The following is a 17,905-nucleotide window of genomic DNA, read 5'->3' as shown; positions in this document are numbered from 1 at the left end:
CATTCGCACCTCCCTCACCGAGGAGTTCGGGATCGAGTACCCGATCTTCGCGTTCACCCCGTCCAAGGCGGTCGCCGCCGCCGTCACCCGCGCCGGCGGGATGGGGGTGCTCGGCTGCGTGCGCTACAACGACGCCGCCGAGCTCGACGAGGTCCTCACCTGGATGGACGAGAACACCGACGGCAAGCCGTACGGCGTCGACATCGTGATGCCCAACAAGGTGCCCACCGAGGGCAGCCCGGAGGACATCGCCGCGATGATCCCCGAGGAGCACAAGTCCTTCGTCAACCGCGTCCTCGACGACCTCGGGGTCCCGCCGCTGGGCGACGACGCCGCCAAGAACGCCGGCGTGATCGGGTGGCTGCACTCCGTGGCGCAGTCGCATGTCGAGATGTCGCTCAAGCACCGCCCGGTACTCATCGCCAACGCGCTGGGCTCGCCGCCGAAGCACATCATCGACCTCGCCCACGAGAACGGGATGAAGGTCGCCGCGCTGGCCGGCGCCACCAAGCACGCCCTCGCCCACGTGGAGAACGGGGTGGACATCGTCATCGCCCAGGGCGGCGAGGCCGGCGGCCACACCGGAGAGGTCGCGACGATGGTGCTCGTGCCCGAGATCGTCCGCGCCCTCGACGGGCGGGCGCCCGTCCTGGCCGCCGGCGGTATCGGTGACGGCACGCAGGTCGCGGCCGTCGTCGGTATGGGTGCCCAGGGCGCCTGGATGGGCTCGCGCTGGCTCACCGCCGCGGAGTACGCCGAGGACGGCGGGTCCAAGGCGATGCAGAAGGCCCTGGTCGCGGCCACCAGTCGCGACACCGTCCGCACCCGCATCTACTCCGGCAAGCCCGCCCGCCTGCTCAAGAGCAAGTGGACCGAGGCGTGGGCGGCGGCCGACGCGCCGGACCCGCTGCCCATGCCGCTGCAGAACATCCTCGTGGCGGAGGCCCACCAGCGGATCTCCGAGGCGCAGGACCCCGAGGTCGTGGCCATGCCGGCCGGTCAGATCATCGGCTCCCTGGACGGGGTCGTGCCGGTGGCCGAGACCATGTCGCAGATCGTCTCCGAGTACGAGGCGGCCGTCGAGCGCCTGCGCGGCACCCTCGGCTGAGCCCGGGCGCACCCGCCCCCGAGACCCGCCTGCGAAGGCCCTCCCACCGAGACACTCCCACCGAGATCCGCTACTCCCGCTACGGATCCGCTACTCCGACCGGGGTAGCGGATCCGGACTCGGGGTAGCGGATCTCGGAGGTGTCAGCTGCCCAGCACGAACAGCAGCATCGCGGCCCAGTGGCACGCGAACGCGATCACCGTGCAGGTGTGGAAGATCTCGTGGAACCCGAAGACCCCGGGCGAGGGGTTGGGGCGCTTGAGTCCGTAGACGACCGCCCCGCCGGTGTACGCGATCCCGCCGACCAGCACGAGGATGACGGCGGCGAGGTTGGCCTCGATGAGGTCTCCGGCGAACCACACGGCCGTCCAGCCCAGGACGATGTACAGCACCACGTAGAGCCATCGGGGCGCGGAGAGCCAGAACAGGCGGAACACGATCCCGAGCAGTGCCCCTGACCAGACGACCGCCAGCAGGATGGTGCGGGCCGGGGGGTCCAGCGCGGCCACGGTCATCGGGGTGTAGGTGCCGGCGATGAGCAGGAAGATGTTGGAGTGGTCCAGTCTGCGCAGGAGCGCTGACGCCCCGGGCCCCCAGTTCCACCGGTGGTACACCGCCGAGATGCCGAACAGCAGGGTGGAGGTGGCGAGGAACACCGCGCACGCCCACGTCAGGGCGGTGCCCTCCGCCAGGACGGTGAGCACCACGCCGAGCGCGATCGCCACCGGGAGCGTGCCCGCGTGGATCCAGCCGCGGAGCAGCGGCTTGGGCGGGACGGGGGCGGAGATGCCGAAGTCGTCCTCGGGCGGGACGCCGTCGGCAGCCGCGGGCGCGGCCCGGTCGGTGGTGAGGCGGGGGTCGGTGTTCACGGCGGGGTCCACGCCATGAAACCTACCGAGGTCGTCAGGTGGGGGTGAAGGTCGCCGCGCCGTCGGGGCGGACCCAGACCCGGTCGCCGGCGGGATCGGCGCCCAACGCGGTGAGGTCGCGGGCGCGGAACTTGAAGCTGGCGGTCCGTGGGAGCGCCGACGTCACCCGCAGGAGCGAGGGCCGCTGCTTGGGGCCCAGGTCGGGCTGGGCGGCGAGGAACCCGGGGAACCCGTCGGCGAGCGAGTCGGCGTCGGCGCCGTCGCGCAGCACCATCCCTGCGGCCACGGCGTCGCCGATCGCCGCCGGTCCGCGGACCAGGGCCGCCGGCACCGCGTACACGCCGACCTCGGCCACATCGGGATGGCGCCGCAGGACGCGTTCGATCGGCGCGGCCGCCAGGTTCTCACCGTCCACGCGCATCCATCCGCCCGAGCGACCGGCGAAGTAGACGTACCCGTCGTCGTCGACATACGCGAGGTCACCGGAGTGGAAGCGGCCGTCGCGCATCCGTTCGGCGTCGGCGGCCGGGTCGTTCCAGTACCCGGCGAACAGGCCGGGCCCGTCGGCGACCATCTCGCCGATCGCCTCGTCGGGATTGGCCAGGACGCCGGAGGCGTCGAACCGGGCGCGCGGGCACTCGGCGCCGGTGGCGGGGTCGACGATCCGCACCCCGGAGGGCAGTGGACCGAGCGCGGCGTCCGGGGTGTCGGGCGTGCGCGAGATCGACAGGCCGCCCTCGCTCGAGCCGAAGCCGTCCACCACGCGCACACCGAAGCGTCGGGTGAACTCGCTTCGCACGTCGGCGGGGGCCTCGTTGCCGTAGACCACGCGCATCGGGTTGTCGGCGTCGTCCGGGCGCTCGGGGGTGGCGAGGATGTAGGACAGGGGCGCGCCCACGTAGTTGGCGAAGGTGCAGCCGTAGCGGCGCACGTCGTCCAGCCAGCCGGAGGCGGTGAAGCGGCGGCGCTGCGCGAGCGAGCACTGCGCGAACAGCGCGATCGGCCAGGCCACCATCACGGCGTTGGAGTGGAACAGCGGCATCGCGCTGTAGACGCAGTCGGCGGGCCCCATCTCGAAGCGCTCGGCGAGCATGCGGCCCGGTACCGAGATCTTGGACTGTGTGATGCGCACGGCCTTGGGGTCGCCGCTGGTGCCGGAGGTGAACACCAGCGCCACCAGGTCGTCGGCGGCGGTGGGGACCGTGCCCGGGGCGGGCAGGGTGGCGCCCGCGTGGCGGGCGAGCAGTGCGGTCCACTCGGGCGAGTCGACGTTGACCACCGGCACGCCGGGGTCGAGGCCGTCGAGAAACGCCTCGTTGTCCGCGTCGGTGAGGATGAGCGCGCAGTCCGCCAGCGTGGCGTCGCGCAGCAGGGCCTCGCCGCGCCGCGTGGGGTTGAGGCCGGCCACGACGAGCTCCGAGCACGCCGCCGCGCCGAGGAGGTGGAGGTACTCCGGGGTGCCGGCCATGAGGAGGCCGATGTGGGGATGCGGGTGCGGAGGGTGCGGGTGGGGGTGCGACGACGACGAGGTCAGCAGTTCCCGCAGCGCCGCGATCCGCACGGCGATCTCCTCGGTGGCCTGCGACCAGGGCGTGAACCGGCCGTCGGCCCAGATGCCGCGGTCGGCGATGCCGGCGAGGGCGTGGATCGCGTCGGCGACGGAGGTGAACGGTTCGGCCGCGATCTCGTCGATCGTCCGGATGGGTGCGCTCATGCGGAGTACTCCCACGGGTCGCCGGCGGTGGCCAGCACGTCGCCCAGGTCGAGCAGTTGCCGGGTGGCGCCACCGAGGCGGAACTCGTTCGCCTTGGCGGCGAGGAAGTAGCGGTGGGCGGGCTCGGACCGGTCGAGGCCCACGCCGCCGTGGATGTGGACGGCGCTGTGGGCCAGGCGGTGGCCGGCCTCGCACGCCCAGAAGTGCGCGGAGGCGACGGCGGCGTGGGCCGCCGCAGCCGGCGTGCCCGCGCAGGCGTCGAGTTCGTACGCCGCGCGCAGGGTGGACAGTCGCACGGCGTCGACGTCGATCGAGCCGTCGGCCAGACGGGCGGCGACGGCCTGGAAGGAGCCGATGGGCCGGCCGAACTGGTGCCGGTTGGACGCGTAGGCGGCCGTGCGCTCGAGGGCGGCCTCGAGCACGCCCCACTGGTGGGCGGCCAGGTGGACGCGGCGGCGCAGGGCGTCGAACCCCGCGGCGCCGGCGCGCAGCGGGATCGGCGCTGCTGCGAGGCCGGTCACCACCCCTGCACACGAGTAGTCGACGGGCACCGTCCTCTCGACGTCGGCGGTGGCGCGGGCGGCCACGATCAGCTGGTCGGCCTCGGGCTGCAGGATCGTGTGGGCGATCGGTGCCCAGTCGACCTCTCGGCCGTCGCCGCGGGCATCGGCGACCGCGGCGATGAGCCGACCCTCGGCGATCGCCGGGACGTCGACGGCCCCGTCCTGCGCCGCGGCCGCATCGAGAAGGTGCGCCGCCCGGATCGCGGGGGAGAGGGGGACGGGGGCGAGCACGCGGCCGAGTTCGCGCAGGACCAGCGCCTCGCCCACGACGCCGAGTCCGGCGCCGCCGAGCCGCTCGGGAGCCAGGGCCGCGGGCACGCCGGCCCGGACGAGCTCGTCCCAGAACCGGGCGTGGAAGCGGGCCGAGTCCTCGTCCGTTCCGCCGGACTCCGTGCCGGGTCCGAAGCGGGAGTCGAGCTCGCGCAGCGACTCGTCGGTGACCAGCTGCTCGCCCATCCCGCGGACGAGGGCCGCGAGCTCCGAGGTGGTGTCGTCGATGGTGAAGTCCATGTCAGCGCTCCTTCCGGGCGGTGCTGGCGGAGGCGGTGCCGGCGGGCGCGACGCGCGGCGCGGGCGGCAGGCCCAGCCCGGCGGTGGCGATGATGTCGCGCTGCACCTCGTTGGTGCCGCCGCCGAAGGTGAGGATGAGCGCCGACCGGTGCAGTCGCTCGATCCGCCCGTGGAGGGCGGCGGTGGGGGAGTGCGCGCGCTGGTAGCCGGAGGTGCCGAGGACCTCCATGAGCAGCCGGTAGGCCTCGGTCGCGGTCTCGGTGCCGTACACCTTGGTCGCGGAGGCGGCGATGCGCGTCGGGGCGGCGGTGTCCGCGGACACGATCTCCCAGTTGCGCAGCGCCAGGTACTCGGCCATGGCGTGGACCCGGGCCAGGTGGGTGCGGACCCACTCCTGCTCGATCACCATGCCGTCACCGGGCATGCCCACCTCGGACGACCGGGTGGTGCGCGCCCAGTTCAGGACCTGACGCAGCGAGGCCTGGAGCGGGCCGGCGGAGGTCAGGGCCACGCGCTCGTGGTTGAGCTGGTTGGTCATGAGCGGCCAGCCGCCGTGCTCCGGGCCGACCAGGTTGCTCGCGGGGACCACCACGTCCTGGTAGTAGGTGGCGCTGGTGTCGGGGCCGGCCATGGTGTGGACCGGGGTCCACGAGAAGCCCTCGGCGTCGGTGGGCACGACGATCATCGAGATGCCCTTGTGCCGTGGGGCGTCCGGATCGGTGCGGGCGGCCAGCCAGATCCAGTCGGCGTAGGCGACCAGGGAGGTCCACATCTTCTGGCCGTTGATGCGGTAGACGTCCTGCCCCTCGAGCTCACCGGTGCCGGCCTCGCGCACGGCCCGGGTGCGCAGCGAGGCGAGGTCGGTGCCGGAGTCGGGCTCGGAGTAGCCGATGCCGAAGTGCAGCTCGCCGCGGCTGATGCGGGGCAGGAAGTAGTTCTTCTGCTCGTCGGAGCCGAAGGCCATGATGGTCGGCGCCACGGAGTTGATGGTGAGGAACGGGACCGGTACCCCCGCGATGGCGGCCTCGTCGGTGAAGATGAGCTGCTCGACCATGGGCCGGTTCTTCCCGCCGAACTCCTCGGGCCAGCCCAGCGTGAGCCACCCGTCGCGGCCCATCTCGGCCACGATCTCCCGGTAGGCGTTGCCGTGTCCATACTCTCCGGTCGTCGAGGTGAACGCCTCGCGCCGCTCCGGGGTCATGAGCGTGGCGAAGTACTCGCGCAGCTCGCCGCGCAGACGCTCCTGGTCGGGGGTGTAGGTGATGTCCATGGGCCCTATACTCGTCGTCGGCAGTGGAACGTGTTCCAATTCTCGGGGTCACGCTAACACCGGGAGCGCGTCCGCGGTGGTCCGCCCGGATGCCGTGGCGGGTCGGCCGCAGACGTTCAGAAGGAACACGTTCTAGTGCTATGGGTCACATAGTATCGAATCAGACCGGCGGCACCGAGCCTGCCGGACCGGCTGAGGAGGACGGGTATGCGGATTGAAGTCGATCCCAACCGCTGTGAGGGGCAGGCAGTGTGTGTCGGTCTCGCGCCCAAGGTGTTCGAACTGAACGACGACGACGAGGTGGTCCGCGTCATCGTGGACGAGGTGCCGGACGAGCTCGAGAAGCGGGCCCGTAAGGCAGTGGAGAAGTGCCCGATGGCGGCACTCGAGATCAAGGAGTGACATCACTATGACGCAGCAGTCCCTGGACGCCGACCTGTCGCTGGACGGGCGGGTCGCCGTCGTGACCGGGTCGGGTTCCGGTCTCGGTGCCGCGGAGGCCGTCGAGCTGGCCCGATCGGGTGCGGCCGCGGTCGTCATCAACGACATCCGCGCCTCCGAGTCCACCGACTCGGTGATCGCGGACATCGAGGCGGCGGGCGCCAGGGCGGAGCTCGTGGTGGGCGACGTCTCCGAGCGGGAGACCGCGGACGCCATGGTGGCGGCCGCGCTCAAGCTGGGCGGGCTGCACGTCGTGGTGAACAACGCCGGCATCACCCGCGACAAGATGCTGTTCAACATGTCGGACGAGGACTTCGACGCGGTGGTCAGGGTCCACCTGCGCGGGCACTTCCTCCTCACCCGCAACGCGGCGGCGCACTGGCGGGCCGAGAGCAAGAAGGCGGAGGGGCCCGTCTTCGGGCGCCTGATCAACACCTCCTCCGAGGCGGGCCTCTTCGGCCCTCCGGGCCAGGCGAACTACGGCGCGGCCAAGGCGGGGATCACCGCCCTGACGCTGTCCGCCGCGCGGGTGCTCGAGCGCATCGGCTGCACCGCCAACGCCATCGCCCCGCGCGGGCGCACGGGGATGACCGAGGCGGTCTTCGAGGCGTGGGATGAGACCAAGGGTCCGGACCCGCTGTCCCCGGACCGGGTCGCCGACCTGGTCTCCTACCTGGCGTCGCCGGCGGCCGCGCAGGTGAACGGCCAGCTGTTCGTGGTATACGGCGGAATGGTGGCCCTCGTGGAGGCGCCCGTGGTCGAGCAGCGGTTCGATGCCGAGGGTGGCGTGTGGGACCGTCGCGGATTCGCCGACGCGATCTCTTCGCACTGGTCAGGGCGGCCCGAGGGCAAGTCCTTCTCCGCCGCGGAGATCATGAAGCTCTGACCCGCACCCCCAGCTCACAGCCGTCCCCGTCACGATCGTTCCGCGATCGTGACGGGGACGACCTGTCTGTCCCCACACCGTGTTAGATTCCCTCCACGCCGCGGGCAGGGGATCCGGTCGGGGGTAGAGGAAGCCCTTGCGGGATAGAACGTGTTCTAGCTACTGTGTAACCGCGATCACATCGAAATGGTCACTTGTTCAGCGGGCCGTTCGGGCGTGGTCCCAGGGGATGACAGACAGGAGGGGACACCCATGGCGAAAGTCCTCGACGCACCTCTCAAGGGGATCGGCGAGTTCTTCGCCATGACCCTCGACACGTTCGTCTCGTTCCCCACGATCGTCCGCCAGGGCCGCGAGTTCGTCGAGCAGTCCTGGTTCATCGCCCGCGTGTCCACCATGGCCACGGTGCTCGTGGCCATCCCGTTCACCGTCCTCGTGAGCTTCACGCTCAACATCCTGCTGCGGGAGATCGGCGCCGCCGACCTCTCCGGCGCCGGCGCCGCTCTGGGTGCCGTCACGCAGGTCGGGCCGATGGTCACGGTGCTGATCGTCGCCGGCGCGGGCGCCACCGCCATCTGCGCCGACCTCGGCGCGCGCACCATCCGCGAGGAGATCGATGCGATGGAGGTGCTCGGGATCGACCCGGTCAAGAGGCTGGTCGTGCCCCGCGTCGCCGCCTCGACGTTCGTCGCGCTCCTGCTGAACGGTCTGGTGTGCACGATCGGCATCCTCGGCGGCTTCCTCTTCTCCGTCCTGCTGCAGGGCGTCAACCCGGGTGCCTTCGTCAACGGCATCACGCTGCTGACCGGTCTCGGAGAGCTGATCCTCGCGCAGATCAAGGCCGGCGTCTTCGGGATGCTGGCCGGTCTCGTCGCCTGCTACAAGGGGCTCTACGTCCGCGGCGGGCCGAAGGAGGTCGGCAGCGCGGTCAACGAGACCGTCGTCTTCGCGTTCATGTGCCTGTTCGTGGTCAACACGGTCATCACGGCGGTCGGCGTCAAGGTCCTGGGGGCGTGACATGGTGGTGATCGAGACCGCCCGGTTCCCGCGTCTGTCGCGGGCCCGCAACTCCGCGGTCAACAGCTTCGACGACTTCGGCGACCACGCCCTGTTCTTCTGGCGCGCCCTCGTGGCCACGCCCCGGGCGCTGACCCAGTACCCCAAGGAGACCCTCCGGCTCATCGCCGAGATCGCCATGGGTACGGGGGCGCTGGCGATGATCGGCGGCACGGTCGTCATCGTCGCGTTCCTCACGCTGGCCACCGGCGGCGTCATCGCCGTCCAGGGCTTCTCATCCCTGACCGACGTGGGCGTCGAGGCGCTCACCGGGTTCTTCGCCGCGTTCATCAACGTGCGTATCGCGGCGCCCGTGATCGCCGGCATCGGACTCGCCGCGACGATCGGGGCGGGCGCCACCGCCCAGCTGGGCGCGATGCGGGTCTCCGAGGAGATCGACGCGCTCGAGGTCATGGCGATCGACTCGATCACGTATCTCGTCTCGACCCGCATCGTCGCCGGGATGATCGCGGTGGTGCCGCTGTACTCGCTGGCCGTCATCGCGTCGTTCCTGGCCAGTCGCTTCGCGACGGTCGAGATCTACGGTCAGTCCGGCGGCGTGTACGACCACTACTTCTCGACGTTCCTCATCCCCACGGACATCCTGTGGTCCTTCGTCCAGGCCATAGCCATGGCCATCACGATCATGCTCATCCACACCTACTACGGCTACAACGCGGCGGGCGGCCCGGCCGGCGTCGGTTCGGCCGTGGGCAACGCGGTGCGCACCTCGCTCATCGCCGTGGTGACGGTGACCCTTCTCGTGTCGCTCGCGATCTACGGCGGCGACGGCAACTTCAACCTGTCGGGATAGGAGACGCACATGGCGAGGACGGTGAGTCAGAGCGACACGGGGCCCAGGCGCATCGCGGGCGCGTGCCTCGCGGTCTTTCTCGTCGCGGTGATCGCGCTGTCACTCCTGCTCTTCGTGCGCGCGTTCGACGACCGCGTGTCGCTGACCGTACGCAGTGATCGCGCCGGTCTGGTGATGGAGGCGGACGCCAAGGTCCGTTCCCGAGGCGTCGAGATCGGCAACGTCACCGACATCCGGCAGGAGTTCGACGGCGCGACGATCGACATCGAGGTCGACCCGGCCGCGCTCGAGGCCATCCCGTCCAACGCCGTGGTGTCGATCGGTTCCAACACCGTCTTCGGCGCGAAGTCGGTCGACTTCGAGCCGCCGGCCACCCCGGATCCCACGCCCCTGGAGGCGGGCGCGGTCGTCCAGACCTCACGCGTCACCACCGAGGTCAACACCCTGTTCGAGGACCTGTCCGACCTCCTCCTGGCGATCGAGCCGGAGAAGCTCAACGCCACGCTCGGGGCGGTCTCCGGGGCCGTGGACGGCCGCGGGGAGCAGGTCGGTCGGACCATCACCGACCTGCGCGCGTACCTCGAGGAGATCAACCCGCAGATCGAGACCCTGCAGCGCGATCTCGCCAAGGGATCCCGCGTGGCCAACCTCTACGCGGACACCACGCCGGACATCATGCGCCTGCTCGACTCCGGCACGGACGTGGGTGCGAACGTGGTCAACAACCAGGCCCGGTTCGAGCAGCTCCTGGCCACGTCCATCGGAACCGGCGAGACCGGCCGGCGGCTGCTTGAGGAGAACGGGAACGAACTCGTCAAGACGCTGTCCGACCTCCGCGCCTCGGCGAGCCTGCTCAACGAGTACTCGCCCATGGTCACCTGCCTGATCGTGGGCCTGAACCAGGGCGTCGAGGGTGCGATGTCGGCCTTCGGCGGCAAGGACCAGCCCGGCCTGGTCTTCAAGGCCGGCTTCCAGCAGGGAGCCCGCGCGTACGAGTACCCCAAGGACCTGCCGAAGGTGAACGCCAGCACCGGCCCCAACTGCTACGGGCTGCCGTTCCCCGACCCCGATGTCCACGCACCGTTCGTCGTCACCGACACCGGATCCAACCCCGTGGAGGGCATGCCCGACGTGTTCACCTCTCGACCGGCCCCCTTGTTCGGCCCGCTGCGGCCCACCGAGCCCGGCCAGCCCGCCCCGCCGACCCTGCTGCAGGTCATGCTCGGCATGGACGGGGGGACCCCGTGAGCGCCGCGCGCGCCTCGACGCGTGGAGGCAGGGCCGCACTCGTCAAGCTCTCGATCTTCACCACCGTCATGGCTCTCGTCCTGGCCGCGCTCGTCGTGGTGTTCAGTGAGTTCCGGTCGGGGGACTACGAGCGCTACAACGCCGCGTTCGCGGACGTCTCCGGCCTCGAGTCCGGGGACAAGGTCCGCATCGCGGGTGTCGAGGTCGGCAAGGTCGACCGGATCGAGCTCGCCGAGGGAAACACCGCCGACGTCCGCTTCTCCGTCGCCGGGAACCAGGTCGTGCACGTCAGCACCGAGGCGGTCGTGCGCTACGAGAACCTCACCGGCGACCGGTACCTCGAGCTGAGGCGGGGGGAGGGGGACCAGACCCCGCTCGAACCGGGCGGTGCCCTGCCGATCTCCCAGACCTCTCCCGCTTTGGACCTGGACGCCCTGCTGGGCGGGTTCCGGCCGCTCTTCCGCGCGCTCGACCCGGGGCAGGTCAACCAGCTCTCGGAATCCATCGTCAAGGTGTTCCAGGGCGAGGCCGGCACCGTGCAGGACCTGTTGGCCTCGACGTCCTCGCTCACCCGGACCATCGCCGATCGTGACCAACTGATCGGGGACGTGATCACGAACCTCAACGCGGTCCTCACCACGGTCGCGGACAACCAGGAGAACGTCGACTCGATCGTCGACGACCTGCAGCAGCTCGTCTCCGGGCTGTCGGCCAACTCGGGTCAGATCGGCGAGTCCGTGAACCGGCTCAACGACGCGAGCGCCAACATGACGACCCTGCTCTCCGACGTGCGCCCCGCACTGCGGGAGGACGTGGCCCAGATCGACCGGGTGGCCCAGCTGATCAACGAGGACGAGCCGTTCGTGGAGAACGTCATGAACCGCCTGCCGAGCGATTTCGAGAAGATGGGTCGGCTCGGTGTGTACGGCAGCTTCTTCCAGTTCTACCTCTGCGGGGTGATCGTCGAGATCACCAACCCGGCGAGCGGCCAGCCCCTCTACCTACCGCAGTACGAGCAGACGACGGGACGGTGTTCGTTCCCCGATGAGTGACAACACAGGAATGACGCCGCCCACGGCCCCCCGCGGTCAGCTGCGGTTCCGCGACCGCGACCCGGTGAAGACCGGGATCTGGGGCGCCGTCGGGGTGGTCGTCCTCATGGGCGTCTCCCTCAACTACGACCGCGTCCCGTACGTCAACGGCACGCGCGGGGCGACCGCGTACGTCGCCGACGCCGCCGGTCTGAACACGGGCGACGAGGTGCAGGTGGCGGGCATGCAGGTCGGCACCGTCCGTGGGATCGATCTCGACGGGGACCGGGTCCGCGTGCGCTTCGACATCGACACCGACGTCGACCTCGGGGCCGACACGACCGCGCAGATCAAGACCGATTCCATACTCGGGCGTCGGGCGCTCGGCGTGTACTCCGACGGGCGCGGCGAGTTGGAGGATCGGACGATCCCCCTCGAGCGCACCTCCGTGCCGTATTCGCTCACCTCCGCACTGGGCGACCTCAGCGACACCGTCGAGGCCATGGACACCGACAAGGTCGACGAGGCGCTGACCGTGCTCGCGGAGACCATGGAGGGCTCCTCACCGGAGGTCCGGGGCGCGATCGACGGCATCACCCGGTTGTCGCGGTCCCTCAACGAGCGTGACGAGGCGGTCCGCGAGCTCCTCGACAAGGCGGCGGGGACGACCGACGTCCTGGGCCGGCGCAGTGACCAGATCAACCAGCTGATGGTCGACGGGAACACCCTGTTCGTCCAACTCGACCTGCGCCGTCGCGCGCTGAGCGAGCTCGTGGTCAACATCGACGAGCTCTCACGCCAGCTCTCGGGTCTGGTCCAGGACAACGAGGCCCAACTCGGCCCGGCGCTCGACAAGCTCGAGAACGTCTCCGACCTGCTCATCCGCAACAAGGACGACATCGACCTGGGTCTGCGCCGGATCATCCCGTTCTCCACGGCGCTCAGCGAGGCCGTCGCCTCCGGACCGTGGTTCAACGCGTATGTGTCCAATTTGTCCATCGGCCAGTACCAACAGACCATCCTGCGTGACCTCATGCCACTCATCGACGATCGCGTCCAGCCCGAACCCGGGCTGGTCACCGAGCCGACGCTGCCCGGTTACCCGGGCCTGACGACCATGGACGAGTTCCCCGGTTGGGGCGAGAAGAGGTTGCCGCGATGAGCCGGTTCCTGTCCACCACCGCCGCCAAGGTGGTCGCACTGCTCGCCGTCGTGGCGGTCGTCGTGGGCGCCGTGTGGTTCCTCACCGGCCGTACCAAGACGATCACCGCGTTCTTCGAATCCACCCGGGGCGTCTATGAGGACGACACCGTCCGCGTCCTGGGGGTCCGGGTCGGCCGGATCACGGACATCACCACCGAGGGCGGCCTGTCCAAGGTGACGATGAAGGTCGACCGGGACGTTCCCGTCCCCGCCGACGCCACGGCGCTGCTCGTCGCGCAGTCGCTCGTCGCCGAGCGGTTCGTCCAGCTCACCCCCGCTTACACCGGCGGCGAGGAGATCGCCGACGGGGGCACCATCCCCGTCGAACGCACAGCGGTGCCCGTCGAGTGGGACGGCGTCAAGGAACAGCTCATGAAGCTGTCCACCGCGCTCAGCCCGGCGGCCGGCGAGCAGACCGGCCCGCTGGGTGAGTTCGTGGACTCGGCGGACGCGATGTTCGACGGCAACGGTGCGGAGATCCGCGACGCCCTCAACGAGGTCTCCCAGACCATGTCGATCCTGTCCGACGGCCGGGAGAACCTTTTCACCACGCTCAAGAACCTGCAACTCTTCGTCACCGCGCTGTCCCAGAGCGAGGAACAGATCGTGTCGTTCGGTGGCCGGCTCGCCAGCGTGTCGCAGGTCCTGGGGGATCAGACGGACGACATCGACGCCGCCCTGCGCGACCTCGACCTTGCGGTGATGGACATCAACCGCTTCCTCGAGAACCACGGGGACCGGGTCACCACCGCCGTCGACAAGCTCGGCCGGGCCACGGAGGTCGTCCGGGACCGGCGGGCCGAACTGGAGGGGGTGCTCCACGTGGGGCCGACCGCGATGGCCAACTTCTACAACATCTACCGCCCCTACCAGGGCGTGCTCAACGGGGTGCTCGCGATGAACCAGATGGCGAACCCGACCAACTTCATCTGTGGCGCCATCGCGGGCCTGGCCAACAACCGCGCCGAGTCCGACGCCGAGCTGTGCGCGCAGTACATGGGACCGCTGTTCAACTCGCTGACCTCCAACTACCCGTACGGGGCCGTCACCCCGCCGATCACCCCCACGGCCGAACCGCACCAGATCTGGAACTCCCAGAAGCCGGGCACCCAGACCCCGCCGGGGGTCCAGCCCGTGTCCGACCGTCCGGATCCGTTGGTCAACGTCGTCAACCGTGGTGACAACCTCACCGAGACGCTCCTCGTGACGGGGGGTGCGTGATGAGCCACAGGACGTTCCGCTCCCGTGCTCTCGCCGCGGGGGCCCTCGGCGCGACCGTGGCGCTCACCGGGGCGGGCTGCTCGTGGGACGGCCTCAACTCGCTGCCGCTGCCCGGCGCACAGGGCAACGGCGACGGGGCGTACGAGATCACGATCGAGATGCCCAACGTCACCACGATCACCCGCAACTCGCCGGTCCGGGTCAACGACGTCAACGTCGGCTCGATCACGGCGATGCGCGTGGAGGACTACACCGCCCTCGTCACGGTCTCGCTCAACGGCGACGTCCGGCTCCCCGCCAACGCGCACGCGAAGATCGGCCAGACCAGCCTGCTCGGGTCGCAGCACCTCGAGCTCTTCCCGCCTCCGGACGGCGACGAGCAGGGCACCCTGTCCGCCGGGGACGTGATCCCCCTGGAGCGGGCCGGCGTGTACCCCACCACGGAGCAGACGCTGTCCGCTCTGTCGGTCGTCCTCACCGACGGCGGCCTGGCCCAGTTCGAGACCATCGCCAAGGAGTTCAACACGGCGCTCGACGGGCGCGAGGTGGACACCAAGGAGGTCATCACCCAGCTGGAGACGACCGTCAGCGGGCTCGACGACCAGCGGGCGGACATCATCGCGGCCATGGAGGGACTGGACCGGCTGGCCCGGCAGATCGACGAGCAGAACGACACGCTCGCCAGGGCCCTCGCGCAGATGCCGGAGGCCGTGTCGCTGATCAACGACCAGAAGCAGCAGCTCACCACCGCGCTCGTCTCCCTCGGGGACTTCGGCAACAAGGCCAACCAGATCGTCGACGCGGGCGGCGGACAGGATCTCGTGGACAACCTCCGCGACATCACCCCCGTGCTCGAGGGGCTGGCCAACGCCGGCCGCGACCTGACACGGGTCATGAGCTCGCTCATCACGTTCCCGTTCCCCCAGGCCGGTATCGACAACTTCCTCCGCGGCGACTACGCCAACCTCTACATCCACGCCGACGCGTCGATGCCACGTCTCGCGGAGTCGCTCCTGCTGGGCACCGAGTTCGGGAACCGCATGGCCGGACTCGAGGGGTACGTGGGGCTGGCGCCCAACCCGCTGGCCAGCGCGGACCCGTTCTCGCTCGACATCCCCCGGCCGGATCCGGCGGCCGACCCGTACGCCGCGCCCGACGCCGCCGGCGATCCGTCGGCGCCCGCGGCCGACGCCCCGGCGGCGGCCGGACCCGTCGAGGGCGGTCCCGACGCCGCGACCGAGGAGGCCCCCCGATGACCCGGCTCGTCCGTATCCAGCTCACCGTGTTCGCGGTGGTCACGGTCGTCTCGCTGGCGATCATGTCGGTCGTCTACCTCCAGTTGCCCCGGGCGCTCGGCTGGCAGCGCACCGACGTCGCGCTGCAGATGCCCGACACCGGCGGTCTGTACCAGAACGCCAACGTCTCGTACCTCGGTAGCACCATCGGCAGGGTGGACTCCGTGACCCTCACGCCCGCGGGGGTCGTGGCGGAACTGCACTTCGACTCCCGTGCCGGCGTCCCCGAGAACGTCCGGGCCCAGATCCGCAGCGTCTCCGCCGTCGGCGAGCAGTTCGTGGAATTCGTTCCCGACGGGACCCCGCGCGGCGAGCTGACCGACGGCACCGTCCTGGGTCCCGACCGCGTCGACCTGCCGCAGGGGATCGGCCCGGTGCTCGACCAGGCGACCGTGCTCATGGCCTCGATCGACGACGCCAAGATGCGGAGGGTGATCTCCGAGTCCTTCGACGCGTTCAACGGCTCCGCACGCGATCTCCAGCGGTTCCTCGACTCGGCGCAGCTCCTGCTCGAGGAGGCTCGGACCAACACCGACGTCACCCGTCAGCTCATCGCCGACGCCGAACCCGTGCTGGACTCCCAGCTGCGGTCGTCGGACTCGATCCGGGCCTGGACGAAGAACCTCGCGGACATCACGGACCAGCTGCGGACCAACGAGCCCCAGCTGACGTCGATCATGGAGCGCGGGCCGGATGCGCTGGGTCGCGCGACCAAGGCGCTCAACGACCTACAGCCGACGATGCCGGTGCTCGTGGCCAATCTGGTCAGCGTCGGCGAGGTCGGCGTGGTCTACAACCGCTCCCTCGAGCAGCTCCTGGTGATCTACCCGGCGCTCGTCTCCTCGCTGATCACCGCGATCAACGGGGCCAAGGACACCGGCGAGATCAAGGTGGACTTCAACCTGCAGATCAACGAGACGCCGCCGTGCACGACGGGCTTCCTGTCCGCCGAGGAACGTCGCTCGCCGGCGGACCTGTCCGTCCCGCCACTGATCAACGGCATCTACTGCAAGGTCCCCAAGGACTCCCAGACCGTCGTCCGCGGCGCGCGCAACCTCCCGTGCATGGAGTACCCCGGTCGGCGCGCGGCCTCGCCGGCCGAGTGCGCGGCCGACGACTACGTCCCGGAGGGCATCAACCCGCCGGACACCAGCGAGGTCGGTCCGCCGGGGAACAACCCGAACGGGTACAACGTGGTGCCGTCCTCGGACACCGGCGAGCGCGAGGTCCGTACGTCCGCCGCGATGTACGACCCCGCCACCGGTGAGTACCTGGGTGCCGACGGCAAGACGTATCGTCAGCTGAACGTGGGCACCTCCGACCGGCTGTCCCCTGACGCCGCCCTCGCCGACATCCTCACGAACGGAGTGACCTAGTGCCACAGCCGGACCAGACCCCCACCACGGGTGGGCGGACCGGACTGACCGTGGCCGCGGTGATCGCGGCCGTCTGCCTCGTCGCGGCGATCGTCGCCACGGGACTGTGGGTGAGCGAACGCAACGCCGCCGCCTCCGTCCGCGCCGACCGCGCGTCCGCCGCCGAGCTCGACGCCTCGTACCGTGACTTCGCCACGACCGTCATGACCAAGCTCATGACCATCCGTCAGGAGACCCTGACCGAGGACGTGGACGAGATCGTCGGGCTGATCGAGGGCGACTTCTCCGAGCAGTTCGCCCCCCGCCGGGACTCCTACGAGGAGGTCGTCAAGACCACGAACGTCGTCGCCGACGGCGTCGTGACGGCGGCCGCCGTCGAGCACTCCTATCCCGACCGCGCCGAGGTGATCATGGCCATCGACCAGACCATCGGCAATCCGAAGTCCGACGAGGACCAGGACCGCCAGTACCGCGTCCGCGTGACCGTCAACCGGCACGAGGACGGCCAGATGAAGGTCTCGGGGGTGAACTTCATCCCATGAGCGAATCCGCCTCAGACGTCCGCGCCGCCCGCCGTGCCCAGCGGGAAGCAGAACGCGCCGCCCGTGCGCAGCGCAAGGCCGACGCCGCCCGCGAACGCGCCCTCGAGGCCGCCCGCGCCGGTGGCCTGTTCGAGGGGATGTCCGCCATGCCGCGGACCGCCGCCACAGAGGCGGCACCCGACCCCGGTACCGCCCCCACCGCAGAGGGGAGTGCCCCGGAGCCGGCGGCCACCCGCCCGCCGCTCGACCCCGCCCGTCGGCGCACACGCATCACGATCTTGTCCGTGGTGTCGGCCCTCCTCGTCGTCGTCACCGGACTGGCCGCCTGGCAGTACGTCGAGGCGCGTGAGGCGACCGCCACCGAACAACAGATCGCGGACGCGCCCCGCGCGGCAACCGACGCGGCGCGTGAGATCACCACCCAGATGTTCACCTACGACCACCGGACGGTCGACGCCGACCTCGCCGCGGTGCGCGACCGCCTCACCGACCCGGCCCTGACCGAGTTCGTGGAACAGTCCATGCCGACCGTCGCCTCCGCCGCGAAGCAGCAGGAGGCCACGGTCTACGCCACGGTCGCCGCGGCGGCACCGCAGGAGGTCGTGGACGAGGACAGCGTCACCGTGCTGGTGATGCTCAACCGGATGGTCTCCACCAAGGACAACCCCGAGGCCGCGAGCTCGGCGTCACGACTGAGCGTGGACATGGTCCGCCAGGACGGGACGTGGAGGCTCGCCGAGCTCGAGGCGCTGTGACCG

At 70.4% G+C, this 17,905-nt stretch carries 17 protein-coding genes; 13 read left to right on the top strand and 4 right to left on the bottom strand.

Translation table 11 applies throughout. The annotated features are described in order from the left end of the window. Window position 1 precedes the first annotated feature (1 nt). A complete protein-coding gene (locus tag RWK90_RS13145; RefSeq protein ID WP_314038219.1) occupies window positions 2–1,108 on the top strand; it encodes a nitronate monooxygenase family protein in 1,107 nt (368 codons plus the stop codon). Window positions 1,109–1,251: 143 nt separating this feature from the next. Here RWK90_RS13145 and RWK90_RS13140 read toward each other — a convergent pair whose 3' ends face one another. Genes RWK90_RS13140 through RWK90_RS13125 form a run of 4 tightly spaced genes read right to left on the bottom strand, consistent with a single transcriptional unit; the run spans window position 1,252 to window position 6,034 of the window. Then, complete coding sequence (locus RWK90_RS13140) at window positions 1,252–1,989, bottom strand: hemolysin III family protein (protein WP_314038071.1); 738 nt, start codon at window positions 1,987–1,989, stop codon at window positions 1,252–1,254. 22 nt (window positions 1,990–2,011) lie between these two features. Next, window positions 2,012–3,691, bottom strand: coding sequence for an AMP-binding protein (locus RWK90_RS13135; protein WP_314038070.1), 1,680 nt, complete (start codon window positions 3,689–3,691; stop codon window positions 2,012–2,014). After that, on the bottom strand, window positions 3,688–4,764 hold the full coding sequence (locus tag RWK90_RS13130; RefSeq protein ID WP_314038069.1) for an acyl-CoA dehydrogenase: 1,077 nt from the start codon (window positions 4,762–4,764) through the stop codon (window positions 3,688–3,690). Before RWK90_RS13130 ends, RWK90_RS13135 begins: the two co-directional genes overlap by 4 nt. Window position 4,765: 1 nt before the next feature. Further along, window positions 4,766–6,034 (bottom strand): acyl-CoA dehydrogenase family protein, encoded by a 1,269-nt coding sequence (locus RWK90_RS13125; RefSeq protein ID WP_314038068.1) that lies wholly within the window; start codon window positions 6,032–6,034, stop codon window positions 4,766–4,768. Between the two features lie 207 nt (window positions 6,035–6,241). Between RWK90_RS13125 and RWK90_RS13120 the strand changes: the two genes are divergently transcribed. The 12 genes from RWK90_RS13120 (at window position 6,242) to RWK90_RS13065 (ending at window position 17,902) form a co-directional block, all read left to right on the top strand. Then, window positions 6,242–6,436 (top strand): ferredoxin, encoded by a 195-nt coding sequence (locus tag RWK90_RS13120; RefSeq protein WP_314038067.1) that lies wholly within the window; start codon window positions 6,242–6,244, stop codon window positions 6,434–6,436. Window positions 6,437–6,443: 7 nt separating this feature from the next. Further along, a complete protein-coding gene (locus RWK90_RS13115) occupies window positions 6,444–7,361 on the top strand; it encodes a 3-oxoacyl-ACP reductase (protein ID WP_314038066.1) in 918 nt (305 codons plus the stop codon). Between the two features lie 252 nt (window positions 7,362–7,613). After that, window positions 7,614–8,378, top strand: coding sequence for an ABC transporter permease (locus tag RWK90_RS13110; protein ID WP_314038065.1), 765 nt, complete (start codon window positions 7,614–7,616; stop codon window positions 8,376–8,378). A gap of 1 nt (window position 8,379) precedes the next feature. After that, complete coding sequence (locus tag RWK90_RS13105) at window positions 8,380–9,231, top strand: ABC transporter permease (protein WP_314038064.1); 852 nt, start codon at window positions 8,380–8,382, stop codon at window positions 9,229–9,231. A gap of 9 nt (window positions 9,232–9,240) precedes the next feature. Continuing rightward, window positions 9,241–10,479 carry an MCE family protein gene (locus RWK90_RS13100; RefSeq protein ID WP_314038063.1) on the top strand — a complete coding sequence of 413 codons (1,239 nt, stop codon included), beginning with the start codon at window positions 9,241–9,243 and terminating at the stop codon, window positions 10,477–10,479. Beyond that, window positions 10,476–11,531, top strand: a complete 1,056-nt coding sequence (locus RWK90_RS13095) for an MCE family protein (RefSeq protein ID WP_314038062.1) — start codon at window positions 10,476–10,478, stop codon at window positions 11,529–11,531. Before RWK90_RS13100 ends, RWK90_RS13095 begins: the two co-directional genes overlap by 4 nt. Next, on the top strand, window positions 11,524–12,672 hold the full coding sequence (locus tag RWK90_RS13090; protein ID WP_314038061.1) for an MCE family protein: 1,149 nt from the start codon (window positions 11,524–11,526) through the stop codon (window positions 12,670–12,672). Before RWK90_RS13095 ends, RWK90_RS13090 begins: the two co-directional genes overlap by 8 nt. Next, complete coding sequence (locus RWK90_RS13085; protein ID WP_314038060.1) at window positions 12,669–13,934, top strand: MCE family protein; 1,266 nt, start codon at window positions 12,669–12,671, stop codon at window positions 13,932–13,934. Before RWK90_RS13090 ends, RWK90_RS13085 begins: the two co-directional genes overlap by 4 nt. After that, window positions 13,934–15,190, top strand: coding sequence for an MCE family protein (locus RWK90_RS13080; protein ID WP_314038059.1), 1,257 nt, complete (start codon window positions 13,934–13,936; stop codon window positions 15,188–15,190). The genes RWK90_RS13085 and RWK90_RS13080 overlap by 1 nt, the downstream gene beginning before the upstream one ends. Next, window positions 15,187–16,605, top strand: coding sequence for an MlaD family protein (locus RWK90_RS13075; protein ID WP_314038058.1), 1,419 nt, complete (start codon window positions 15,187–15,189; stop codon window positions 16,603–16,605). The genes RWK90_RS13080 and RWK90_RS13075 overlap by 4 nt, the downstream gene beginning before the upstream one ends. Then, on the top strand, window positions 16,605–17,147 hold the full coding sequence (locus RWK90_RS13070) for a hypothetical protein (protein ID WP_314038057.1): 543 nt from the start codon (window positions 16,605–16,607) through the stop codon (window positions 17,145–17,147). The genes RWK90_RS13075 and RWK90_RS13070 overlap by 1 nt, the downstream gene beginning before the upstream one ends. Beyond that, window positions 17,144–17,902, top strand: a complete 759-nt coding sequence (locus tag RWK90_RS13065; RefSeq protein WP_314038056.1) for a hypothetical protein — start codon at window positions 17,144–17,146, stop codon at window positions 17,900–17,902. The genes RWK90_RS13070 and RWK90_RS13065 overlap by 4 nt, the downstream gene beginning before the upstream one ends. Window positions 17,903–17,905: the final 3 nt, after the last annotated feature.

Origin of the sequence: Dietzia sp. CH92, assembly GCF_032248695.1 — a bacterium.
Taxonomy (GTDB): domain Bacteria; phylum Actinomycetota; class Actinomycetes; order Mycobacteriales; family Mycobacteriaceae; genus Dietzia.
This window is presented reverse-complemented; position numbering and strand designations above follow the sequence as displayed.